At 52.4% G+C, this 23,907-nt stretch carries 27 protein-coding genes; 8 read left to right on the top strand and 19 right to left on the bottom strand.

The features are described from left to right. Window positions 1–80 precede the first annotated feature (80 nt). A complete protein-coding gene (ettA, locus tag LOS15_RS03075; RefSeq protein WP_263068032.1) occupies window positions 81–1,742 on the top strand; it encodes an energy-dependent translational throttle protein EttA in 1,662 nt (553 codons plus the stop codon). A gap of 103 nt (window positions 1,743–1,845) precedes the next feature. Here the strand turns inward: ettA and LOS15_RS03070 are convergent, their stop codons facing one another. From LOS15_RS03070 to phaR, 7 genes are all read right to left on the bottom strand, one after another. Beyond that, window positions 1,846–2,004, bottom strand: coding sequence for a DUF1328 domain-containing protein (locus tag LOS15_RS03070; RefSeq protein ID WP_263068030.1), 159 nt, complete (start codon window positions 2,002–2,004; stop codon window positions 1,846–1,848). A gap of 253 nt (window positions 2,005–2,257) precedes the next feature. Beyond that, a complete protein-coding gene (locus LOS15_RS03065; RefSeq protein WP_263068029.1) occupies window positions 2,258–2,899 on the bottom strand; it encodes a 3-demethoxyubiquinol 3-hydroxylase in 642 nt (213 codons plus the stop codon). A gap of 50 nt (window positions 2,900–2,949) precedes the next feature. After that, window positions 2,950–3,291: a histidine triad nucleotide-binding protein gene (locus LOS15_RS03060; RefSeq protein ID WP_263068028.1), complete on the bottom strand. Its 342-nt coding sequence runs from the start codon at window positions 3,289–3,291 to the stop codon at window positions 2,950–2,952. Between the two features lie 72 nt (window positions 3,292–3,363). Beyond that, window positions 3,364–4,236 carry a phosphoribulokinase gene (locus tag LOS15_RS03055; protein ID WP_263068026.1) on the bottom strand — a complete coding sequence of 291 codons (873 nt, stop codon included), beginning with the start codon at window positions 4,234–4,236 and terminating at the stop codon, window positions 3,364–3,366. Then, the gene (locus LOS15_RS03050) at window positions 4,236–4,676 is read right to left on the bottom strand and encodes an acyl-CoA thioesterase (protein WP_263068025.1); all 441 of its coding nucleotides are present in this window, start codon (window positions 4,674–4,676) and stop codon (window positions 4,236–4,238) included. The genes LOS15_RS03055 and LOS15_RS03050 overlap by 1 nt, the downstream gene beginning before the upstream one ends. A 72-nt stretch (window positions 4,677–4,748) precedes the next feature. After that, a complete protein-coding gene (gene purD / locus LOS15_RS03045) occupies window positions 4,749–6,035 on the bottom strand; it encodes a phosphoribosylamine--glycine ligase (RefSeq protein ID WP_263068024.1) in 1,287 nt (428 codons plus the stop codon). Between the two features lie 133 nt (window positions 6,036–6,168). Continuing rightward, window positions 6,169–6,645 (bottom strand): polyhydroxyalkanoate synthesis repressor PhaR, encoded by a 477-nt coding sequence (gene phaR, locus LOS15_RS03040; RefSeq protein ID WP_263068022.1) that lies wholly within the window; start codon window positions 6,643–6,645, stop codon window positions 6,169–6,171. A gap of 134 nt (window positions 6,646–6,779) precedes the next feature. Here phaR and LOS15_RS03035 point away from each other — a divergent pair, with 134 nt between their 5' ends. Continuing rightward, the gene (locus tag LOS15_RS03035; RefSeq protein WP_263068021.1) at window positions 6,780–7,493 is read left to right on the top strand and encodes a 16S rRNA (uracil(1498)-N(3))-methyltransferase; all 714 of its coding nucleotides are present in this window, start codon (window positions 6,780–6,782) and stop codon (window positions 7,491–7,493) included. Here LOS15_RS03035 and LOS15_RS03030 read toward each other — a convergent pair. From LOS15_RS03030 to LOS15_RS02975, 12 genes are all read right to left on the bottom strand, one after another. Beyond that, entirely contained in the window at window positions 7,490–8,062 is a 573-nt protein-coding gene (locus tag LOS15_RS03030) for an ATP-dependent zinc protease (RefSeq protein ID WP_263068019.1), read from the bottom strand. The two genes, LOS15_RS03035 and LOS15_RS03030, sit on opposite strands and share 4 nt — an antisense overlap. A gap of 23 nt (window positions 8,063–8,085) precedes the next feature. Beyond that, window positions 8,086–9,399: a lytic murein transglycosylase gene (locus LOS15_RS03025; RefSeq protein ID WP_263068018.1), complete on the bottom strand. Its 1,314-nt coding sequence runs from the start codon at window positions 9,397–9,399 to the stop codon at window positions 8,086–8,088. 74 nt (window positions 9,400–9,473) lie between these two features. Further along, window positions 9,474–9,920, bottom strand: coding sequence for a DUF3429 domain-containing protein (locus LOS15_RS03020; RefSeq protein WP_263068017.1), 447 nt, complete (start codon window positions 9,918–9,920; stop codon window positions 9,474–9,476). Continuing rightward, window positions 9,901–11,352, bottom strand: a complete 1,452-nt coding sequence (locus tag LOS15_RS03015; RefSeq protein WP_263068016.1) for a DASH family cryptochrome — start codon at window positions 11,350–11,352, stop codon at window positions 9,901–9,903. The genes LOS15_RS03020 and LOS15_RS03015 overlap by 20 nt, the downstream gene beginning before the upstream one ends. 22 nt (window positions 11,353–11,374) lie before the next feature. Further along, entirely contained in the window at window positions 11,375–11,512 is a 138-nt protein-coding gene (locus LOS15_RS03010) for a DUF2256 domain-containing protein (protein ID WP_263068015.1), read from the bottom strand. 238 nt (window positions 11,513–11,750) lie between these two features. Next, entirely contained in the window at window positions 11,751–12,155 is a 405-nt protein-coding gene (gene mnhG / locus LOS15_RS03005) for a monovalent cation/H(+) antiporter subunit G (RefSeq protein WP_263068013.1), read from the bottom strand. After that, window positions 12,148–12,417, bottom strand: a complete 270-nt coding sequence (locus tag LOS15_RS03000; protein WP_263068012.1) for a cation:proton antiporter — start codon at window positions 12,415–12,417, stop codon at window positions 12,148–12,150. Before LOS15_RS03000 ends, mnhG begins: the two co-directional genes overlap by 8 nt. Further along, window positions 12,417–12,890, bottom strand: a complete 474-nt coding sequence (locus tag LOS15_RS02995) for a Na+/H+ antiporter subunit E (RefSeq protein ID WP_263068011.1) — start codon at window positions 12,888–12,890, stop codon at window positions 12,417–12,419. The genes LOS15_RS03000 and LOS15_RS02995 overlap by 1 nt, the downstream gene beginning before the upstream one ends. Continuing rightward, window positions 12,887–14,488, bottom strand: a complete 1,602-nt coding sequence (locus LOS15_RS02990) for a Na+/H+ antiporter subunit D (protein ID WP_263068009.1) — start codon at window positions 14,486–14,488, stop codon at window positions 12,887–12,889. The genes LOS15_RS02995 and LOS15_RS02990 overlap by 4 nt, the downstream gene beginning before the upstream one ends. Next, entirely contained in the window at window positions 14,485–14,832 is a 348-nt protein-coding gene (locus LOS15_RS02985) for a Na+/H+ antiporter subunit C (protein WP_263068008.1), read from the bottom strand. The genes LOS15_RS02990 and LOS15_RS02985 overlap by 4 nt, the downstream gene beginning before the upstream one ends. Before the next feature lie 18 nt (window positions 14,833–14,850). Beyond that, window positions 14,851–15,282 carry a Na+/H+ antiporter subunit B gene (locus LOS15_RS02980; RefSeq protein WP_162218899.1) on the bottom strand — a complete coding sequence of 144 codons (432 nt, stop codon included), beginning with the start codon at window positions 15,280–15,282 and terminating at the stop codon, window positions 14,851–14,853. Beyond that, window positions 15,275–17,623, bottom strand: a complete 2,349-nt coding sequence (locus LOS15_RS02975; RefSeq protein ID WP_263068006.1) for a putative monovalent cation/H+ antiporter subunit A — start codon at window positions 17,621–17,623, stop codon at window positions 15,275–15,277. Before LOS15_RS02975 ends, LOS15_RS02980 begins: the two co-directional genes overlap by 8 nt. 376 nt (window positions 17,624–17,999) lie before the next feature. On the opposite strand from LOS15_RS02975, the gene LOS15_RS02970 reads away from it, so the two are divergent. The 6 genes from LOS15_RS02970 to LOS15_RS02945 are packed head-to-tail and all read left to right on the top strand — an operon-like array spanning window position 18,000 to window position 23,904. Beyond that, window positions 18,000–20,828 carry a monovalent cation/H+ antiporter subunit A gene (locus tag LOS15_RS02970; protein ID WP_263068005.1) on the top strand — a complete coding sequence of 943 codons (2,829 nt, stop codon included), beginning with the start codon at window positions 18,000–18,002 and terminating at the stop codon, window positions 20,826–20,828. Beyond that, a complete protein-coding gene (locus tag LOS15_RS02965) occupies window positions 20,828–21,169 on the top strand; it encodes a Na+/H+ antiporter subunit C (protein ID WP_263068004.1) in 342 nt (113 codons plus the stop codon). Before LOS15_RS02970 ends, LOS15_RS02965 begins: the two co-directional genes overlap by 1 nt. Further along, the gene (locus LOS15_RS02960; protein WP_263068003.1) at window positions 21,169–22,701 is read left to right on the top strand and encodes a monovalent cation/H+ antiporter subunit D; all 1,533 of its coding nucleotides are present in this window, start codon (window positions 21,169–21,171) and stop codon (window positions 22,699–22,701) included. Before LOS15_RS02965 ends, LOS15_RS02960 begins: the two co-directional genes overlap by 1 nt. After that, on the top strand, window positions 22,701–23,192 hold the full coding sequence (locus LOS15_RS02955; RefSeq protein WP_263068002.1) for a Na+/H+ antiporter subunit E: 492 nt from the start codon (window positions 22,701–22,703) through the stop codon (window positions 23,190–23,192). The genes LOS15_RS02960 and LOS15_RS02955 overlap by 1 nt, the downstream gene beginning before the upstream one ends. Continuing rightward, window positions 23,186–23,455: a K+/H+ antiporter subunit F gene (locus LOS15_RS02950; RefSeq protein WP_009097114.1), complete on the top strand. Its 270-nt coding sequence runs from the start codon at window positions 23,186–23,188 to the stop codon at window positions 23,453–23,455. Before LOS15_RS02955 ends, LOS15_RS02950 begins: the two co-directional genes overlap by 7 nt. Window positions 23,456–23,466: 11 nt before the next feature. Beyond that, entirely contained in the window at window positions 23,467–23,904 is a 438-nt protein-coding gene (locus tag LOS15_RS02945; protein WP_263068001.1) for a Na+/H+ antiporter subunit G, read from the top strand. The last annotated feature ends 3 nt before the right edge of the window (window positions 23,905–23,907 follow it).

Raw genomic sequence — 23,907 nt, 5'->3', positions numbered from 1 at the left:
TGTCCGCGCTGAGCACTATCATCTAGGCTTTACGCCAACACCTTAGTGGCGTCTTTTTTTCATCAACCTAACGGATATCCATGGCGCAATACGTATTCACCATGAACCGGGTTGGCAAAGTTGTGCCACCCAAAAAGCAAATTCTCAAGGATATATCGCTATCGTTCTTCCCTGGCGCCAAAATTGGTGTACTCGGCTTGAACGGTGCGGGTAAGTCCACACTGCTACGCATCATGGCCGGTGTCGATAAAGAGTTTGAAGGTGAAGCTCGTCCGATGCCTGGCATCAATGTGGGCTATCTCCCCCAGGAGCCGCAGCTCGACGACGAAAAAAATGTACGTGACACCGTCGAGGAAGCGCTGGGCGAAATTAAACAAGCCCAAGAGAAGCTAGACGCAGTATATGCCGCCTATGCTGAGCCTGATGCAGACTTTGATGCATTAGCCAGCGAGCAGGCGCGCCTTGAGAATATTATCGAAGCTGCTGATGCCCACAATCTTGAGCGTAAGCTTGAAGTTGCGGCTGAAGCGCTGCGTCTGCCGCCCTGGGACGCCAAAGTCGGCAATTTATCCGGTGGTGAGCGACGCCGTGTGGCACTGTGCCGCCTGCTGCTCTCAAGCCCTGACATGCTGCTGCTTGACGAACCGACCAACCACTTGGATGCGGAATCGGTTGCCTGGCTAGAGCGCTTCCTACATGACTATAACGGCACGGTGGTGGCGATTACCCACGACCGCTACTTCCTCGACAATGTCGCAGGCTGGATTTTAGAACTAGATCGCGGGCAAGGCATTCCGTTTGAGGGTAACTACTCTCAGTGGTTAGAACAGAAAGAGCAGCGTCTCTCCCAGGAAGCCAAGCAGGAGGCCACCCGCCAAAAAGCTATCAAGCAAGAGCTTGAGTGGGTGCGTAGTAACGCTAAAGGTCGCCAAGCTAAGAGTAAGGCGCGCCTTAACCGCTTTGAGGAGATGCAATCAGGCGACTTCCAAAAGCGTAATGAAACCAATGAAATCTATATCCCACCTGGCCCTCGCCTGGGTGATAAGGTCATTGAGTTTCACAATGTGGCCAAGCGCTTCGACGATAAGCTGCTTTATCAAGACCTCTCGTTCAGCATTCCACAAGGGGCTATCGTGGGCATCGTCGGCGGCAATGGTGCAGGTAAGTCAACGCTGTTTAAGCTGATTACAGGCAAAGAGCAGCCGGACGCAGGCGACGTTGTCATTGGCGAAACGGTTGAGATTGCCTACGTTGAACAGCTGCGCGATGCGCTGGATGATAAGCAGACCGTTTGGGAAGCCGTCTCTGACGGTCAAGATATCCTTAATATCAATGGCTATGAGGTGTCGTCCCGCGCTTACGTTGGCCGCTTTAACTTTAAGGGTAACGACCAGCAGAAACGCTTAGACGAACTCTCCGGCGGTGAGCGTGGTCGCCTTCAGCTGGCACAAACGCTTAAGCAAGGCGCTAACGTGCTGCTGCTGGATGAGCCTTCCAACGACCTGGATATCGAGACGCTGCGTGCGCTTGAGGAAGCACTGCTGGCGTTCCCCGGCTGCGCCATGGTGATCTCGCATGACCGCTGGTTCTTAGACCGGATCGCGACACATATTCTAGCGTTTGAAGGCGATTCAGAAGTCGTCTTCTTTGATGGCAACTACACCGACTATGAAGCTGATCATAGAAAGCGGGTGGGCAACGATACGCCTAAGCGCATGAAATATAAGCGCATTGATGCCTAAGATGCTACTGCTTCTCAGTGATTAACATGAGAACGCACCCATGCAGCAAAAAGCCCCTAATTAGGGGCTTTTTTTTATTCACACATTGCATCTTTTCGTTTTTTTAACGCCGCCGGCCGGTAAAAATCGATACCAAAAACAGAATTAAAAAGATTGCGAACAGAATCTGTGCAATCGTTGAGGCCGCCCCAGCGATACCAGAGAACCCTAGTACACCCGCAACAATGGCGATAATCAAAAACAGCATGGCATTGCCTAGCATCGTCTTCTCTCCTTTTCCATGGTGACGTTTCTGCTATAGCCGATAGAGATCCTATTGCCAGAGACGTGTATGCAATTGCATATTTAGCTCAGTACATTTTTAAGTACTCTTTTAAGTACTCTTTTCAGTACTTTTTATCGTACTTATCTCTGTCTATCGGCTGACTACCCTAATAAGGTTTAGCCAAAAAATGCTATTCGTCAAGCAACAATCATCGCCTGCCTGCCCTGGCAAGAGTTTGCAAATAACGGTGCTAAGCGTAGTAGGCAACCTTCATCACGCCGCTGGCCAGAACGCCCACGCCCCATTTGATCGGCGCTGGAAAACGAGAGCCGCTGGCCTCAATCGCCAACCGGGCATGATGACCATTATCTGCCGCCATTTGGCGAAAAAGAGGGCGGGAATTATGGTCAGCAACAGGGAGTTGGGTAAATTGTTTATTAAGCTGCTGGCTCATTAATTCTTTTGTGACAGCGGTCATACCCAAACCAAAACGGTCGCCAATCGCGCCTGCGGTTAACCCGAGGCCAAGGGAGAGACCATACCAAACGGGCGTAAAGTAACTAGTACGGCTATTAAGCTGGACAAGCCGTTGATGACACCAGGCAAGATGATCCAGCGTTTCCCCTTCTAATGGCTCAATTTGCCTCCGTGAGGCCGGCAATTTAATAAGCGCCATTTGCCCTTGGTAAAATCCTTGTGTGCCTACTGTCGCACTATGGGCTGCCCGCACCACCCCAGCAACATGCTGGCGCTCAAACTCATCTAGCGCTGCCTGGCCTACAGCCGCCGCCGGGTTGGTTCGGCGCGCCACTGCGGCACCGGGCATCAAAATGCGTAAAGCACTGTCCATGTGCGCAATTAAACGATCCGACCGGCTCAGCTGACGCTCCATGATGGCGCTTACTCCGTTCAGCAGTATATGTGGGCGACGCTACCTGTTCACTAGCCTGCAGGCCACGTAAATTGGCGTCCGCCCATCAAGTGCATGTGAATATGGTAAACCGTTTGCCCACCCATCTCATTACAGTTCATCACTACACGATAGCCATCATCGGCAAACCCTTGCTGCTTGGCTAGCTGAGCAGCGGTGTACTGTAAGCGACCAATAATAGCCAAGTCATCTGTCTCAATATCGTTTAACGTCGCAATATGCTTTTTAGGGATGATGAGCTGATGGGTAGGCGCTTGGGGGCTTATATCATTGAAAGCAAGCACGTGCTCATCTTCAAACACGATGTCAGCAGGGATTTCTCGGTTAATAATTTTACAAAACAAGCATTCCATGGAAAGCTCCTTCGTTATTTTAATAAAGTAGAACTTAATATAAGCAATACGACCCGAAAAAACACCCGCTGCCTAGCGAAAACGGCGCTGGGCAAGCAGATGGCGTACCAACGGCGCTAAGATTAACTCCATGGCTAACGACATACGCGCTCCCGGCACAACCAAAGTATGCGGACGGGTCATAAAGGAGTCTTTAATCATTGCTAACAGCCACGGAAAATCCACCGTTGATGGATCCCTAAACCGTATAACGACAAATGATTCAGCATCTGTGGGAATATCCTGCACCTCAAACGGGTTTGAGGTGTCTACCGTAGGCACTCGCTGAAAATTGATGTGGGTACGGGAGAATTGCGGCTGGATATAACGCACATAGTCATCCATTCGGCCTAGAATCGTATCGATAACCGCCTCTTGAGAGTAACCCCGCAGCTTCGTATCACGGTCAATTTTCTGAATCCACTCCAGATTCATAGTCGGTGCGACACCCACTAACAAATCCACATGACGCGCAATATCGTACTCTTGGGTCACCAAACCACCGTGCAGCCCTTCATAAAAAAGCAGATCGGTACCACAAGGCAGCGACTGCCATTCAGTAAAGGTGCCTACTCGATATCCAGCTTCAATTTTCTGCTTATCTTCAGCATGGATATAGTGTCGGAAAGTGCCTGTTCCATGTTCGCCATACTCAATAAACAGCCCTTCGAGCCGATCCAGAAGATTCGCCTCCACAGCAAAGTGAGAGAGCTCATCTTTACGCTCTGGCTCCTCACGGAAAATGCGCTGCAAATCATCACGGGTATATCGATGAAACGCATCCCCATCCACCATGGCAGCGTGCACATCTTCACGCAGGAACATGCGCTCGAAGCTGCGCCTAACCGTCGTGGTTCCGGCGCCTGATGAGCCCGTTATCCCAATGATGGGATACTCCCGAGACATTAGGCGCCCCTCGCCTGGGCTAGGGCCTGTTTCACTTTTTCAGGCACATCCACAGGCCGTCCCGTCGAAAGATCTAACAGCAGCTGGTTCACTCTGGCAGTGGCTACCACGTTATCTTTTTCGGCGTTGCGAATACGCTGATAAATCGTCAGCGCTTTCCCCGTCGGTTCAGGCACCGCTGTATCGATAACCAGAGCATCGGGCCAGCGTGCTTCATGTTGATACTGTACCGCCAGATCTACCACCACGCTGGGATACCCCTGCATATCCCACTCGGGCAAACCAAGAGCGGCGAAGGCGTGTACCCTCGCTTCGTGGAGCAGCGACACCAAGGCATCATGCCCTAAGTGTCGCCCGTAGTTCATATCGGTGACGCGTACCGTTAAGGGATGGCGATGAATAACCGCTTCCGCAGGAAATTCCAGCGTAACTCGCTCCATGCATGACTCCTTATCGGTGAAACTAGGCAGTGAAAAGCTCTCTTTGAATGAAAGCCCTCTTTGAATTCGCGCTTACTTTTCCCGCGCAATGGCACGAAAGGCGATATCTTGGCGATACTCTACGCCTTCCCAATGGATCGCGCTGACCCCTTGGTAAGCCTGCTGCTGAGCAGCTGATACGCTTTCACCTAATGCGGTAACACACAGCACTCGGCCACCGGCTGTGGTGATACTGCCTTGCTCAGTTTGCGCAGTGCCTGCATGAAAGACCTTACAGCGCGCTTTTTCAGCCGCTTCCAAACCTTGAATAACATCGCCTTTGCGGTAGCTACCCGGGTAACCACCTGCTGCCATCACGACCCCGACCGCAGCACGGCTATCCCACTCGCACTGCTTTCCAGCAAGCTCACCTTTTGCGCCAGCCAGGCAGAGAGCAGCAAGGTCAGAATTCAAACGCAACATGATTGGCTGTGTTTCGGGGTCGCCAAAACGACAGTTGTACTCAATCACTTTAGGGTTGCCTTCGGCATCAATCATAAGCCCGGCGTAAAGGAAGCCCGTATACGCATTGCCCTCTTTCGCCATGCCCTGCACGGTGGGCAAAATGACCTGCTCCATGATGCGCGCGTCTACCTCAGGGGTAACCACCGGGGCTGGGGAGTAGGCACCCATACCACCTGTATTCGGGCCGGTGTCACCGTCGTAGGCGCGTTTGTGGTCTTGGCTGGTGGCCATCGGCACCACGCTTTCACCATCCACCATGACAATAAAGCTCGCTTCCTCCCCTTCAAGGAACTCTTCGATCACCACGCGAGCACCCGCGTCCCCGAAGGCGTTAGCGTCGAGCATATCGCGGATCGCCGCTTCTGCTTCAGCTTCACTCATCGCCACAATAACGCCTTTGCCTGCCGCTAACCCATCTGCTTTGATCACAATCGGCGCGCCTACGTCTGCTAAATAGGCAAGCGCTGGCTCTACTGCGGTGAACGTTTGATAGTCAGCGGTGGGGATGTGATGGCGTGCCAAGAAGTCTTTAGTAAACGATTTAGAGCCTTCTAACTGGGCGGCCTGTTGCGTAGGGCCAAAAATCGTTAATCCTGCCGCCTTAAAACGGTCAACAACGCCGTCCACCAAGGGGGCTTCAGGCCCGACCACGGTTAAACCAATCTGCTCGCGCTGAGCAAATGCGACTAATCCGGCCAAATCGGTGGCAGCAATATCAACGTTGGTCAGCCCAGGCTCTGTTGCTGTGCCCGCATTGCCAGGTGCAACAAACACCTGTTCAACATCACTGGATTGCGCCAATTTCCATGCCAACGCATGTTCACGGCCACCGCCACCTATCATCAAAACTTTCATGGTCGTCCTTCTTACACGAGAGAGCGTTTATCGGGCGCATTATGCCACAACACGCCCCCAAGTGGTCTTATGCGTCCGTAGCGGCGTTGCCTGCAACGAGCGCGATAAATGGCGGGGGGCAGTCACCGTGATATTAGGAGTTTTTATCCTCTTTCGGCTCCTGCGTGTCGTCATCTTCCGATGACGTTGGCTGATTGATGGCTTTTTGCCAAAAACGCATGTTCTCTTCTGCCAGTTCACGCATGAACTCAATGGGCGAGTGGCGCATCGCCTGCTTCCACTGGGTTTGCATACGTTTTTGTTGCTCCAGCATCAGCTGCGTACCCTGCTCCAGGTAGCGCGCCAGGGGTAGCGGTGAGGACATATCATAAACACGGATCAGTTGGGCCAGCAGGTCATTAGAAAACACCTCGGCCTCACTATCGGCTTGTTCCTGTTCGATAATAATCGACAGTAAAATCGTGCGCGTTAGGTCTTCACCGCTTTTTGCATCTTCGACGCGAAAAGGTTCTTCATCGATAATCAAACGCCGCAAATCTTCAAGCGTTACGTAACGGCTCTGCTGAGTATCGTACAACCTACGGTTGGCATATTTGCGAATTACGCGCACTGCGCATCTCCTTAAACGTGATAGAGGCTTTTGTCGCCGTTGCTGGTATTGTGCCTGCAACACACGCTCATGCAAGCCAGCTTAACCGATTACCCGCGTTAAGCGAGCCTCTCTTTTGACAATAGACGACTGCCATGAACCTGATTTTGCTTGATCCCAATGACATTGGCGCTGACCGCCATGCCCGAATTACCGATGACCGCCGCCTCACACATTTAAGGGAGGTTCATCGCGCCACCCAAGGTGAAACCTTCAGTGTGGGCATTCAGGGCGGCCACATTGGTAAAGCCGAACTGGTGGAGCTCAGCCATGAACAGGCTATTTTCTCACTCGACACCTTAGAAGAACTGCCGCCGCCGCCGCTTCCCGTTCATTTGGTGCTGGCTCTGCCCCGCCCGCGTATGCTGGCCCGTACGTTGGAGCACGTTACTGCGCTAGGGGTAAAGGATATTACGCTGCTACACACCAAGCGGGTAGAAAAGAGTTACTGGCAGTCGCCGGAACTGCGCCCCGACAAAATTCACCAGCACCTGATGCTAGGCCTTGAGCAAGCCAAAGATACCCATTTACCTACGGTCACGTTAAGTAAAGGCTTTAGGCCCTTTATTGAAGCGCAACTGCCCTTACTACTGAATGGGCGCCGCGGCTTAGTGGCTCATCCAGGCATGCCGAACTCGTGCCCCAGAGGCATCAGTGACGCGACGCTATTGCTCGTTGGCCCTGAAGGCGGGTTTATTGAGTGGGAAGTAGAGCAGCTGCTAGCGGCAGGCTGCGAGGGCATACATCTTGGCCCTCGCATTTTGCGGGTAGAAACCGCCGTAACAGCCCTGCTATCCAGGCTGTTCTAGGACTGGTTATCGTCTGGATCGTGGGGGACGCGCTTCGCGCTCTCCCCGCACTGTGGGTTTTGTAAAAACGTGCTACGCACGTCTAGCAAGCCCAGGTGGCTAATGGTGCGGCGCCCCAACAGCAGCGGGTAAATCATTTCTTCACGGTCACGCAGGCTAAACTGCTCCTCATAAATCGTATCGCCCATACACACGTCCATCAGTACCACTGGGCGTTCGTCGCGGCCCCCAGCGCCACGCACTGCGAGTTCGCGGTAGAGCGGGCGCTCGATTTGGTCGCTAAATGTTTCGCCACTTGATTGATCCTCAAGTTTTAACCGAAAACGCACCCACTCCTCGCCCGCTTTTTCAAACATCTCAATATCTCGCGCATCTAGGGATGAGGTAAGTGCGCCGCTGTCTAGCTTTGCCTTCACCGCAATGCCCCATGGTTCAACGGTGGCATTTTCAACCCACCCGAATACCACAGGTTCCTCAGCCGTTACAGTGGCACTTGCCATTAACGTACCGACCATTAATGTACTTGCTAAAGTAGCCGCCCACGTTCGGCCTAAAAACGTTTTACCCATTGCATCTCATCCCTGTTGAGAAATTAACGAAGTCGTTCAAGCAGCGCTTGGGTGGCAAAGCCGTCCGGCGTTAGCCCTTGATCACGCTGAAAGGCCCGCACTCCTTCTCGCGTATTAGGCCCCATAATGCCGTCTGCAACGCCTACCGAATAACCAGCACTGTTCAGTCGCTGCTGGAGGGTTCTAACATCATCGCGGGTCAAAGGTGCCTGATCTCTAGGCCAGGACTGGGCAATCCCCTCACGGCCCGCAATAGCGTCGGCAAGCGTCGCGACGGCTAATGCATAGCTGGTAGCGTTGTTGTAGCGTAAAATAGCGCGGAAATTAGCCCCAACGATGAAGGCAGGCCCCTCTGCACCCGCAGGAACGATAATGGCCGCATTATCAACGTCAGGCAGCTCGCCATTAACCGCTCGCACGCCTTGCGCTGCCCACTCTGCGCTGCTGCGGCGCTCGGTTTGTGAGTAATCAAACGATGGCGGTAGCACTACCTCGGCACCCCAAGGCTGCCCGGGCTGCCAGCCGGCTCGCGCCAAGTAATTGGCTGTTGAGGCCATCACATCAGGAATGCTGCCCCAGATATCTCGGCGCCCGTCGTTATCGCCATCCACCGCATACGCTTCAAAACTGCTGGGTATAAATTGGGTGTGGCCCATCGCGCCAGCCCACGAACCGCGCATTTGATCCGCAGCAATATCGCCCTGGTCGATAATCCGCAGTGCGGCTAGCAGCTCTCCACGGGCAAACTCCCGACGACGACCGTCATAGGCAAGCGTTGCGAGAGATTCAAGCGTAGAGAAATCGCCGAAGTTGCTGCCATAGTTACTTTCAACCCCCCAGATTGAGACAATAATCTCGGCAGGTACGCCATAACGCTGCTGCATTTGATGTGCTGTATCACGGTGCTGCTCATACTTTTCACGGCCGTTATTAATCCGCGTGCTGGAAACAGCAGTGTCTAGATAATCCCATATTGGGCGGACAAACTCTGGTTGGTAGCGGTCAAGTTCAATTACGCGGTCACGATAGCGCACGCCATCGAAAGCAGACGACAGTGTCGCTTCACTAATGCCTTGAGCAGCAGCGAAGCGACGAAACTCGCTCAACCACTGGTTAAAGCTGGCATAGCGCAACTCCTCTGCGGCCTGGGCGTCCACCTCCGTCATTAACCGCTGACTCGCCTGTGCGTTGGCGTTCGTTGGGGAAACGACACCTGCGGCCAGCACGAGTGAAAGACAAAACGCTGCACTAGAACCTAGCGGTCCTTTATTTCTCAACAACTTTTTATTTCTCAACAACTCTTTGTTTTTCAATAACCTTTTATGTTTCAACAACATGGGAATAGTCTCTCAGCAATCCTTAGCGTGAGTCTGATCATGACGCAGAAAGCCGATCGTTACTAGTCCTGGTACTAGCCACCCAGACGAAACAGTAAAAGTATATGGAAGAGCAGTACGAATAGCGTTAACAGTAGACGCAGTATGAGATACCAGCGCGGAAAGCCTACCCGCCCTTCTCGGCTCACGTCGTAACCACCTATCAGCACAAAGCCCGCTAATAAAACCCAGAGGCCCGAAACGGTGTTCATCATCAGTGCTGGCCAAGCAATTAAGCTTGGCACCATCGCAAGCACTAATCGACGGCGGTTGCCCTCCCGGGCGTTTTGGATAGCCGCCCCCCAATGCACGCCGCCCAAAAACGACAAAATCACGGCGCTGTAATAAACAAAGCTATAAATCGCCATGATTTGCCACGCAATGGGACCCCACCACGCGAGTCCAAGGGCAGCCGCAAACGGAATTAACCCTGCAATGCCTAACCCCCAAGCCAAACGGCGATCACTGCACAGCAGCTTCATTACTTCCTCCTTGTTTATACTCGGCCTCTTCAAGCGCGGCTTCGTCAATCAGCCAACGCTGCCACTCATCAGGCATCACCAGAGGCGTTGGGAACTCTGCCGGTGCAACCCGCCAAGGCTGATGGCGTTCCAGACCACACGGCAGCGACGCTAGTACAGGCAACCAGTAGGCCACATACAGCCCTTTTGGATCATAGTGCCCAGCCTGCTTAAGTACATTGAAGTAGCGATCCTGGCGCGGATCACGCCCGACGCCCGCAATATAACGCCAATTACCCCAATTACTAGCCACGTCGTAATCAATCAAGCAGTGTTCGAACCACCACGCACCTAGCCGCCAATCTACCTGTAAGTCTTTGACCAGGAAGCTTGCCACGTTTTGACGCGCGCGATTGGATATCCACCCAGTGCGGTATAGCTCTAACATCGCAGCATCAATAAAGGGCACACCGGTAGTCGCATTGCGCCATGCATTAAATGCTGCGTCTGGCTTGGGTAACTGCTCACCACCAAACAACAAACGACCCTCTAGCTGAGCGGCACGCTGGAAGTAGTCTCGCCACAACAGTTCAAAAATAATCCAGTAACTTGATTCTGTCGCACCGTTTGCCTCCTCCCATGTTTTAACTTCCTGATGGACTTGTCGCGCCGATAAGCAGCCGCGAGCTAGCCAGGGAGAAAGTCGTGTTGAAAAGTTGGCACCTAGCAATCCGTTGCGCGTTTTTTTGTAAGAGTCACCGCCATTTTGCTGCCATAAGTAGCTTTTCAATCTATCGAAAGCGGCCGCCTCTCCCCCCATAAACCTGAAGCCTTGGCGATCGTCTGGCTGCCATGCATCACTGTCTGGACAGACTGACTTAAGTGGTGGAAAGCCGCGTGCTGCCTCTGGCCAAGGGGGCAACGTGATGGGTGCATGCTTGGGCGGTGGAATAACGCACTGCTTTTCAACAATTTTGCGAAACGCAGAAAAACTGGCGGGTAGCAAATCAGCGGCAAAAGGTAGCTCATCGGCACTAATCAAATATCCGTTATCAATGCATGTTAGCTGAGTCTCTGCTGGAAGCTGCTGTGACACCTTGGCGATATGCGCCACTTCTTCACTGCCAGCGTGGGCCGAGGTGCGAACTTCCCGCACATTAAGCGAGGTTGCTAATTGAACAACGACCTCGGCTGGTTCGCCAATACGCACTAGCAGATCGCTACCCCGTTGCAAGAGCTCTCCGCGTAGCTCCATCAGACTTTGCCAGAGGAACCGGAGACGAGCAGGGCCTAACCTCGGCGTTAGCTCTCCCTCCACACCAGGCTGCAACCAGCGCTGATCCAGCACATAAAGACAAAGTAATTGGTCAGGAGGAGAATCAAACTGTAGTAATAAATTATCGGCTACGCGCAAGTTGTCTTGCAGCCAGACAATATCGATCGAAGTAGTCATGCGCTTGCCTCCTAGGCATCCTTTACAGCTTGGATTCGCGACGACAGCGTTCGCTGCAGTAGCGCACTTCATCCCAGCAGCGCGCCCATTTCTTGCGCCAGCTAAACGGGCGTTGACAATGGGCACACTCTTTTTGCGGTAGATGTTGCTTATGGTGCATTCGCTATTCTCTATGTCTCGACGCGCGAGGACTGTTAGCCAGTCCTAAAAGATAGACACGCTCACATACAAGTACAATTATTGTACATGATAATACGCCGACACGACGCTATTTATGATTTTCAGGTATAAAAAAAGCCACCCTGGCGGGTGGCTGCTTATGGGCAGTTGTCGTAGTGAGCGGCATCAGAGGGTACGTTGATATCTTGCTGCACTCGCTTTACTCAACGGCACTTGGCTTAGTTAGGATCTGTATCTCGAGGATGCCGTTTGGCATTTTCGTGGGTTTCAAGTCCGCTTTTAAGCTCATGGGTCAGCGGGTCATAGTTAGGGCGAAGCTCATCTTTGACAGTGCCACTCCATAGCCGCGAGCCAACAAAATACGCCGCCCTGCCAATGACGTGGGCAGCGACGGGCGCTGTCATCAAAATAAATACAATAATGGCGAACGAGCGCGCTACTACGCCCACTTCGGCAAAGTGCATGGCTGACGCGAGCATAATCAAAATCACCCCTAACGCGGCGGCCTTAGTGGTTGCATGCATTCGGGTTAACAAATCAGGTAAACGCAGTAACCCAATGGCTGCCAGCAACATAAGCAGCGACCCTGCGATCAGCATGGTACCTTTGATAAATTCAATCATCTCGCGGCCCTCCACGTTCCAAAAAGCGCGCAAAGCCGATGGCAGCCAAGAAGCCCATTAGCGCAATTACAATGGCTGCATCAAGAAAACTCGCCACGCCAGACTGAATGGCGTACACCCCCACCAGGCCTACAACGGTGGTAGAAAAAAGCTCTAATGCCACAACGCGGTCTGGCAGGCTGGGGCCACGCACAACCCGCACAAAGGTCAAAATGAGCGCTAACCCCATAATAATCTGGCTAATTACAATCACGGTATCCATTAACGAAATAACTCCAAAGCCCGATGCTCCATATGTTTAAGGCTACGCCGCAGTTCATCTTCATCGTCTAAGAACATGGCATGGATGTAGAGCACCTTCTTATCGTCAGACACATCTAAGCTGAGTGTGCCTGGTGTTAGCGAAATTAGACTGGCCACCATAGTGATTTCCATTTCAGTGCGGGCCGAAAGGGGCAAGGCGATAACACCAGGTTGCATGTGCCAAGGCGGGGTTAATACGTCAAAGGCGACGCGCATATTGGCCTGGATCAGCTCTTTAATAAAAAAGCAGATAAAGCCAATAATTCTGGGTATACGTGCTGGATAGCCTTTTAAAGAGTCTACCTGAGGCTCAATAAGTAACAGCGCAATGTAGCCAAAGATCACCCCAACCAGCAGATTAAGGCCGGAAAAGTCGCCGCTTAACAGTACCCAGGCCAACCCTAACAGCAGGTTCCAAATTGCACCGGTCATGGTGTCTCCTCCATGGGTTCACCTATCTGTTCAGCTTGAATATCAATAGGTGTTAACAGTGCCGACTCGGCGCTGGCTGAAGGCCCCATCACGGCCTCGATGTACCCCTCGGGGGACATAAGCTGATCACCCACAAGCATCATCACCTGAATAATGGGTTCCGCAAATACACCAATCAGCAACGACATTGCGGCTAGCACCAACACGGGTAGATACATAATCCAGAGGTTGGGTTTTAATAGTCGACCATCATCACCCACTGGCGTTTGTAATTCTGGTATGTGGTTATCTTCAGGCAGCGCTTTCCAAAACACCTCATTCCAAATTTTCACCATGGAATAGAGCGTCATCAACCCTACCGCCAGCGCAATACCGGTCGCCACATAGGCCTCCGCTTCTAAACCCGCTCGCACCAGCACGAATTTGGCAAAGAATCCCGAAAGCGGGGGAATACCTGCCAAGGAAAAGGCGGAAATGAAGAAAGCCACGGCTAACCAGGGGCGCTCACGATATAGTCCGCCCATTTTTTTTAGCTGGTAAGTGCCTTGCAAACGGTGCGTAATACCGCTGATCAAGAAAAGATTCGTCTTCACAATAATGTTATGCATGATGGCAAATACACCACCCGCAATTGCCAGCGGCGTGTAAAGTGCAAGCCCTAATATCATATAGCCAATCTGACTCACGATGTGGAAGGAGAGAATACGCCTAAACTCGTATTGAGCTGCGGCGCCTAGCACCCCCGTCACCATGGTCAATACGGCTCCCCACAGCATAATATCCTGTAAGTAGCCCATGGTCTGATCGAACATCAGTGTAAAAACACGGAAAAGTGAGTAAACACCCACCTTGGTTAATAAACCGGCAAATAGCGCTGAAACAGCGACGGGGGGCGTGTGATAAGACGCTGGCAGCCAGAAAAACAGCGGAAACGCCGCTGCTTTGATACCAAAAGCCACCATGAACATAACGGCGAGCACTTCCACCATACCGCTGTGCTCTGCCTCATCTAGGCGTAGCGCGATATCGGCCATGTTCAGCGTACCTAACGTGCCATAAAGCAGGCCAACGGCGGTTAGGAAGATAACAGATGCTAGTAGGTTCAACGTCACGTACTTGATGGCACCTTCCATCTGAGCACGCTCTCCCCCCAAAATCAGCAACGCAAACGAGGCAACCAGCATTACCTCAAACCAGACGTAGAGGTTAAAAATATCTCCGGTTAAAAACGCACCGGCCACGCCCGCCAGCAGGAGGTGCATTAACGGGTAGTAACCAAACTTTTCGTGCCCACGCCCCGTGGAGGCCAGCGAGTAAATACCCATCGCTAATCCAATGATACCGGTCATTAGGATCATGACTGCGCTGAGCATATCCGCGATCAACGTGATACCAAAAGGCGCAGGCCAACTACCCATCTGCATAGTGACGTAGCCCTCTGACAGCACCACGACAAATAGCCATAAGCTAACCAGCAGAAGCGCTACGTTTCCCGCGACAGCCACAAAGCGCTGCATGGGACGTGAGCGCCAAAAGAGCAGTGAGACAGCGCCAGAAAGTAGCGGTAACAGGACGGGAAGTGCAACTTCAGGCCTCACGTGTCGGTATCCTTCATCTTGTCCAAATCATCTGCCTTAACAATTTCGTAGGCTCGGCGAATCAACACCACCGCGAATGCCAACACGCCAAACGCAATCACGATAGCGGTCAACACCACTGCCTGGGGTAGCGGGTCAGCGACCTCTCCCAAAGGTTGCAGCATTCCTTCAGGTATTAAGGGAGGCGCACCACGTGTCATCCCGGCTGTTGTAAAAATGAGCAGGTTAGCCGCATTCGAGAGCAGTAATAGACCAATGACCAATTTAACAATTGAGCGGCGAAGCATCATAAAAATGGCGGCGGCGTACAGTAGCCCAATCGCCAATGCCATTATCGGTTCCATTGAAGGCCTCCTGTTAACTTAGGGTTCATCCTTATCCACCTCCATCAAGGCCATCACCATTCCCATTACCGAGCCCAGCACCGCAAGGTAAACCCCAACATCAAAAATAAGCGGGGTGGAGGCTTTAAAATCGATAACAGGGATCGTCCACCACTGAGCCGTTAGGAAGGGCTGCCCCATAAACCACGCTGGCACCACAGAGATCATACCCAGCAGCAGCCCCACGCCGATCAAATCTCGGGGGTCCACCATCCGCAGCACTTCTTTAGTGGCACTAACGCCAAATGCAAACAGGTAGAGCGTGAACGCCCCTGCTGCCACTAGTCCGGCGATAAACCCACCGCCGGGTTCATCATGGCCACGCAGTAATAAAAAGACCGAGAACATCAGCTGTAACGGCATTAAAAAGCGCGCGGCCGTGTTGAGAATAATGGTGCCTGACTTAACCATCGTACGGCTCCTTAGCGCTATTTTTGTCGCCTTCATTGGCTTTATCACTACTGGTGTTGTGACGTAGCTTCAGCATGGCAATTACACCAATAGCGGCCAATGCGAGCACGAACATCTCACCCAAGGTGTCGAGCGCTCGGTAATCCACCAGAATAACGTTGACGATGTTACGGCCGTGAGCAAGCGGCGCACTGTTCTCAACCATGTAAGTGGAGATCGTTTCAAACTGATCGATACTCCATGCGGTCATGATAAGCAGAAAAATCAATACCCCCATCGTGGCCGCGACAAAGCCATCACGCACGCGCTCAAGGCTGGTTGAGAGGTTAGAAAACCTCGGTAATCGGAACAGCACCAATACCAACAAAATAACGGTAAGGGTTTCGACCAACAGCTGGGTAATCCCCAGATCAGGGGCGCTAAATAGAATAAAGATCAGCGCAATGGAGAAGCCCATTATGCCCACCGACACCACAGCGCCTAAGCGTGAGCGGGAAATGATTGCAAACAGCGCCCCCATCACCATCGTGCCGACCACAATCACTTCATGGAAGCGGACGTCCAGCGTAAAGGCTAGCTGAGGGGAGTGACGCAGTAAGATGGAGTTGCCAATCAGACCGATCAGCACCAGCAGCATGACAAGGATATAGTTACGCATATAACCGTTTTGCAGCAGGCGTGTTTGCCACTCAGAGAAGCGCACAATACCGTTCATTAGGCCCTCGTAGCCCGCTTCTGGACCGCGGCGCATTACCGGCGCCAAAACGGAGAGTTTGGCACGCACGCTATCCCAGCGTTTGAACAGCAGATACCCTAGTCCAAGGCTAATAATCGACATAATGAGTGCGGCATTAATGCCATGCCAAAGCGAGAGAGACACCTCTAAGGGTTGGCCGGACACTGCGGTTGCCGCGGCCGTCAAGAGTGAATCGCCTCCCAGCAGGCCCGGGAGCAAGCCCAATAAAAGTGACAAGACGGCCAGCAGCCCAGGACCTAACAACATGCTGAAGGGGGCCTCATGAGGCGTTTTAGGCGTTTCATGGCGCCGTCCATAAAAGGGTCTTAGCGCAATAATAACCGCCACGGCGATAGTGAGAATCGCAGACACAAATGCGAACAATATCAGTAAGACGCTGAAGCGTTCAGCACCAAACACTGACTCCAGCATTAACTCCTTGCCGATAAATCCAAAAAGTGGCGGCACACCTGCCAGCGAAAGTGCGGCGATTAGCGCGATCACAGCGGTGATTGGCATTTGCCTGCGTAAACCGCCCATGGCGGTCACATCCTTGGTACCGGTCTCATGATCTAAAATCCCGGCCACCATAAACAGCGCGCCTTTGTACATCGAGTGACCCAGTAAAAACGTCACAAAGGCGGTCATCGCGTAGTCAGTACCAATCCCCAACAGCATGGTCAACGTCCCCAGTGCCATAATGGTGGAGTAAGCAAGCAGCTTCTTAATATTGGTATGCTGGATCGCTAAGAATGCGCCAGTAAGCATCGTGGTCGCACCCACTACCGAGAGGACCCCCACCCATAACGCGGTGCCCCCTAATTCAGGCTGCAGCCGCGCCAGTAAATAAATGCCCGCTTTCACCATCGTGGCCGAATGCAAGTAAGCCGATACGGGAGTGGGCGCTGCCATGGCATTAGGCAGCCAGAAGTGGAAAGGAAACTGCGCTGATTTAGTAAACGCACCCAGCAGTAAGCAGATCAGCATAGGCGTGTAAAGGGCGTGTTCCCGCAAATCGCTTTCCATCTGGCCAATGTCTGAAAGTGACCAGCTGCCGCTTGCCACGCCTAGCAACACAAGCCCTGCCATCAGCGCAAGCCCGCCTGCAACAGTGACAAAGAGCCCCTGCCGGGCCGATTTCCGCGCTTCTATGTCCGTATGATTAAAGCCAATCAGCAGGTAAGAGGTAATACTGGTGAGTTCCCAAAAAACAAACAGGGTGAGCAACCCGTCAGCCAGCACCAACCCCAGCATTGACACCATGAAGGCCAGCAGCGCCAAGTGGAAACGCGCAATGTCCTCATGCCCTTTTAAATACCCCCCTGCATAAATTAAAACGCAAGTACCAATCACGGTAATCAGCAGCCCAAAGAGCAGCGAAAGCCCATCGAGCATAAACGTCAGACTAATGCCTAGCGAAGGTACCCACTGCCATTCCAGTAGCAACGGACCGTCATTAAGTACTGAGGGGGCTTGGCTAAAGAGCCAAGCAGCCATCAAAGCTGGGTACAGCGCGAGCACCATACTTGCTCGCTGGCCAAACCAGCGGTTCAGCAGCGGCGACGAGGCAGCCAGCACAAATCCCATTAATACGGTGAGTTGCATCTAGCAAAATCTCCTGATTAACAAACTATTTTTCCCCATATGGAAAAACCCATTCGGCATAATGCCTTGTCACTTTTACTCGGTGCTACACGCGAAGACAGCTTCACCTTTGCTGAGGATGTAACACTAAAGTGCGATAGGCATAAGTCGCCTATCACCTAGACCTCTGCTTCGATAAACTGACCTACGTTAGCAGTCAAAGCCGTGTTAGATAACAGGAATCTTTAAGCTGCAAACCTTATCTCAGGCACCTGCGGCTTACCAGTCATGCTTATAAACGCGCCTTTTTCGCTAGCACGAACCCCTAACCCCTTACCTGCAGCGTAGCCTATCTATCGATAGCACCCGCTGCCGCCCAGAATGTGGAACGCTAGCAATGCCGCTGCTATGGATACCACTGTTAACACTGGCTGGCACATTAGTGCCGTTATTAACTGCTTCTCGCGGGCGATTGCTCTGTACCACCGCAACCGCAATTCTCCCGTTGGCTGCCTTAGCCTTGATGCTCAGCCACCTACCGATACTACTAGACGGCGGCACAGTGTCACAGCAGTTGAGCTGGATACCGCTGCTGGGGCTTGATCTAGCCCTGAGAGTGGATGGTCTGACCCTGCTATTTGGCCTGCTCATCTTAGGCATTGGCAGCTTCATTATCATTTACGCTGGCTACTACTTAGCCAGAAGCGAGAATGACGGACGCTTCTTCTCTTACATGATGCTGTTTATGACAGCCATGCTCGGCATTGTGATGGCCGATAACCTGCTGCTCTTATGGCTTTTTTGGGAACTCACCAGCATTGCCTCCTTTCTATTGATAGGCTTTTGGGGGCACAGTAGCGATGCGCGACGTGGTGCACGTATGGCGCTCACGGTTACTGGCGCTGGCGGCTTAGCGTTGCTGGCCGGTATTTTACTGATCGGCCACGAAGTAGGCAGCTTCGCCCTACCTGACGTACTTGCCGCTGGCGATCAGTTACGACAAGCATCCACTTACCCTATCATTATGGCCCTGGTACTGCTGGGCGCGTTTACTAAGTCAGCCCAGTTCCCCTTTCATATTTGGCTACCTCACGCCATGGCAGCGCCTACGCCGGTATCTGCCTACCTGCACTCCTCTACCATGGTAAAAGCAGGGATTTTTCTGCTCGCAAGGCTACACCCTGCGCTCGGTGACACATCACTTTGGGCGGTCAGTCTAACACTGGCGGGTTTAGCGACGCTTGTGTATGGCGCCTGGTTCGCCTTATTAGAACGTGATTTAAAAGGCATTTTAGCCTTTTCAACGGTTAGCCATCTGGGTTTGATCGTGCTGTTACTTGGTTTAGATACCCCGCTGGCCATTGTAGCGGCGCTGTTCCATATCCTTAACCACGCGCTGTTTAAAGCAACGCTGTTTATGAGTGCTGGCATTATTGACCATGAAACGGGCACCCGAGATATCAGACGCCTGGGTGGTCTATGGTCGCTTATGCCCATTACAGGCACATTAACGCTCATGGCAGGCGCTGCTATGGCGGGGTTTCCACCCTTTAATGGCTTTCTATCCAAAGAAATGCTGTTGACCAAAGCCCTAGCCACCGAACTCTTTGGTGGTTTAGGCAGCGTGATTCCACTGCTGGTGCTAGTCGGCGCTACCCTATCGGTGGCTTACTCACTGCGTTTGGTATATTGCGTATTTTTTGCCCCTAACGTTAACCCATCAGAAGAAGTGATCACCCCCCATGACCCACCAAGAGGTATGTATCTCCCGGGCTTAACGCTGGCCTGCTTATGCCTTTTGGTGGGTTTATTCCCCATGACACTAGCGGCCCCTCTTGTTCGCACCGCGAGCATGGCCGTGCAAGGGGACAACGCGCCGCTTTTCGTTTTCGCACTGTGGCACGGTATTAATCTGCCGCTATTAATGAGCGTGGTCGCTATTCTCGGCGGCATCATTTTATTGTGGCGGCATAAAAACATCAGTCACTTAGCCTCCCTACTACCGGCGCCCAATGCCCCTGCTCTTTTTGAAAAAGCTGTCACACGCCTTATTAAATCGGCACTTTGGTTAACACTGCGTTTAGAAAACGGCTCTCTACAGCGCTATCAAGCGCTACTTCTTCTGACAGCACTCGGTATGACAGCGCTCGGCCTGAGCCAGCTAGAGTCGTTAGCCGGGGGCATTAACATGCAGCAAGTTGATGGACTGACACTGCTCGGCGCCGGAGTGATGATGATAGGTGCCATCGGCAGCGCGCTTGCTCACCGTTGGCGACTGGTATCTTTGTTAATGCTTTCCATGGTCGGGCTTACCGTCTCGCTAACCTTTATCCGCTTTTCAGCACCCGATCTTGCAATGACGCAGCTCTCTGTTGAAGTGGTATCCATGATACTGCTGATACTCGCCCTGTTTTTTCTTCCACAACGGCCTCCCCGCTGGGTATCGTCACAGCGGATCGTACGCGATATCGTACTGGCAGGCTCATTAGGTCTCGTGATAGCGGGGTTAAACTACGCGCTTTTGACTCGAGAAACGTTGAGCATTTCAGACTACTTTCTTGCCAATAGCGTGCCTGGCGGCGGCGGTACCAACGTGGTTAACGTCATTTTGGTAGATTTTCGTGGGTTCGATACCCTAGGGGAAATTACCGTACTGACCTTGGCTGGGTTAGCTACCTACAAACTACTTAATCGACTAAGACTCTTTAAGCCCTCCGGCAACCTTGAAGGGATTCGCTGGTCACGTCATCGCTACCCAATGATTCTTGAAGTCGTCGCTCAGATCATTTTACCGCTGGCCCTGCTGGTCTCAGTCTATATTTTCTTACGCGGACACAACCAGCCCGGCGGTGGCTTTATTGCCGGGCTAATCACCGCTATCGCGCTGCTATTGCAATATATTGCACGTGGCTATGAATGGACCAGCAGCCGCTTACCGCTCTCTTATCCGGTTATTTCAGTGCTGGGCCTTGTTGTTGCGGTGCTCACTGGCTTAGGAAGTTGGCTGTTCGGCTACCCCTTCCTCACGTCCTCATTTGGCTACTTTGATATCCCACTGATTGGCAAAACTGAGCTTGCGACAGCGATGCTATTTGATTTGGGGGTTTACCTTGCCGTCGTCGGCGCCGCACTCATGATCTTAGTAAATCTGGGCAGCGTGACCACCGCCCATCGCCCCACGCTCAAAACAACGCAGCAAACGGCATCAAAAGAGGGCAACAAATAATGGAGCTACTTTTTTCGCTCGTCACCGGCGTATTAAGCGCTAGCGGTCTCTACCTTCTGCTAAGGGGCCGCACTTTCTCAATTATTGTAGGGCTCACGTTACTCTCCTATGCGGTGAACCTATTTCTGTTTTCAACAGGCGGCTTGCAAACCCACTCAGCCGCCGTTATTGGTGCATCGGAAACGCCCGCAGACCCTCTTCCCCAAGCGTTGGTTCTAACCGCGATCGTGATTGGCTTTGCCATGACCGCATTTATGGTCATTCTGGCCATACGAGCACGCGCCGAACTCGGTAATGACCATGTCGATGGCAAGCAAGGTGAAGAAGGAAGTACTCGCTAATGGGCCAGCACATATTAATCTTTCCTATTCTGTTACCTATGCTGACAGCGCTGGGCTTAGTGCTCATGGGTCAGGCTCCCAATGCGTTACAGCGGCGCATTAGCATTGCCTCAACTGCGCTGCTCGTTTTGCTATCCGGCATACTTCTTGTCACTGCCAATAGCAATGTCATCAGCGTTTATAACCTGGGAGACTGGCAGGCTCCGTTTGGCATTGTGCTGGTTTTAGATCGTCTTTCGGCGTTGATGGTGGCGCTAACAGCCGCACTGGCTTTGGGATGCATCATGTTTGCCAGCGCGGGAGACGATGCTCGTGGCAGTAACTTTCACGGTATTTTTCAGCTTCAACTAATGGGCTTAAACGGCGCCTTTTTAACTGGGGACCTATTTAATCTCTTCGTATTCTTTGAAATTTTACTGCTGGCCTCCTATGCGTTGCTGATGCACGGTGGAGGTAAAGCTCGCATTGGTGCAGGGCTACATTATGTAGTGCTGAACTTGGTGGGGTCGGCGCTGTTTCTCATTGCGCTTGGGGTGCTTTATGGCGCGACGGGCACGCTCAATATGGCAGATATGGGCCGTCGCATTGCCCAGATGGAAGAAGCCAATGCAGCCCTCGTAACGGCAGGCGCGCTACTGCTTACCGTTGTCTTTAGTTTGAAAGCGGCTATTTTACCCCTCTATTTTTGGCTACCGAGCACCTATGCCTCTGCGCCCGCTCCGGTAGCGGCACTGTTTGCGATTATGACAAAAGTGGGGTTATACGCTCTGCTTCGGGTGCAAACACTGGTATTTGCAGAGAGTCCGGCCATTGTTTATATCGATGCGTGGCTTTGGTGGGGCGGCTTAACCACCCTGCTCCTGGCAGGCATCGGTGTTTTAGCCGCTCGGGATTTACGCACCCTCGTGGCATATTTAGTACTTGTCTCAGTGGGGACGCTAATGAGCGGCGCGGGCATGGGTCATATTTCAGGCACAGGCGCTTTACTCTACTATTTAGTGCACACCACGCTTATTGCGGGAGCGCTATTCCTGTTGGCAGAGCTGATTGGCCTTCAGCGTGGCAAAGCGGGTACCCGCTTGGTTCGTGCCCGTAAGCTCCATCAACCTACCTTACTTGGCGGTATGTTTTTGATTGGGGCCGTCGCCATGGCAGGCTTACCCCCTTTAGCGGGCGCATTGGGTAAACTACTCCTAATGCAGGCTGCCGATAGTGCACAGCGGCTATGGTTGTGGCCTCTACTGCTGCTAGCTGGTTTAGCGGCCATGGTGGCTCTTTCACGCGCTGGCTCGGTATTTTTTTGGGCTAGCTATAAGGGCACACCCTCCGGACCACGTATCACTCCCTTGCAGCTATCGGGCGTCACATGGCTATTGATTAGCGCACCGCTTTTAGTCTTATTGGCGGGACCTGTCAGCCAGTACACGCAAGCCACTGCTGAACAGCTTGCATCACCCCAGCAGACGATTCAGACGGTACTCCCCGAGGCCAATGTTTCAGAATTTGCGTTGCGCGCAGAGAGGAATCACTAATGCTAGCCCGCTATTTTCCTGCACCGGCACTGTCGCTCATTCTCTTTGTTACCTGGCTACTCATGGTGCGCAGCTTATCTTTCGGCCAGCTATTGCTAGGGGTGTTACTGGCCATTGGCATACCGCTGCTAACCCGCGCCTTTTGGTTACCCTTCCCTAGAGTCAAGCATCCTATCAAGCTGATACGTTTCATCTTGCGTGTACTGGCCGATATCGTTATCGCTAACCTACAGGTGAGCTTATTGATATTAAGTCCTAAACGGACTCCCCATCCTGGCTTTATTGAATACCCGCTACAGGTACAGGATCGTCTGGCTATCACCCTACTCGCCAATACCATCACCATGACGCCCGGCACCGTTTCTACCAATATACGGCTAGATCATACCTCACTGCTGATTCACGTCCTCGACATGCAGGATGAACAGGCGCTCATTCAAGATATACAAGAGCGTTACGAACGCCCCATAAAGGAGATATTTGAATGCTAGCGATCGCCCTGTGGATTAGTTTAACGCTCATTGTGCTAGCGCTCGCCATGAATGTTTACCGCTTGCTCATAGGCCCAGATATACCGGATCGATTGCTAGCGCTAGATACCATGTACGTTAATGCGATTGCCCTGATCGTTATCGCTGGGCTCTGGTTTAATACAAAAACGTATTTTGAAGCCGCCATGCTAATCGCCTTACTTGGCTTTATTAGCACTATGGCAATCTGTCGATATTTACTGCGCGGCGATATTATCGAGTAATGGAGGCTACGATGGCGTTGGTAGTGGAAGCACTGGTATCACTGCTGCTAATTTTTGGCGGACTGTTTGCCTTTACAGGCTCACTGGGAATGTTGCAATTTAAAGATTTCTTTATGCGCCTACATAGTCCCACCAAAGGCACCACCCTAGGCATTGGCTGTGTGTTGATTGCATCAATGATTTACTTTACGACGACTCAACATGAACCGCACATGCAGGAGCTGCTTATCACCCTGTTTCTGTTTTTAACGGCGCCTGTGACGGGCCACATGCTGGCAAAAACAGGGCTACACATGCGTCTCCGCTTTATCACCAGCACCCGCGGCTCACTGCCTGAACTATTAGATGAGGACGTGGGGCAAAGTCGAGTGGCAAAACCCGCTCGCCCCAAACGTCCTGGCGGCATTAACAACCGCCGCCGTCAGCTATTGAAAACGCGAGGCCGATAACCC

This window comes from Halomonas sp. 7T (assembly GCF_025643255.1).
Taxonomy (GTDB): Bacteria; Pseudomonadota; Gammaproteobacteria; order Pseudomonadales; family Halomonadaceae; genus Vreelandella.
This window is presented reverse-complemented; position numbering and strand designations above follow the sequence as displayed.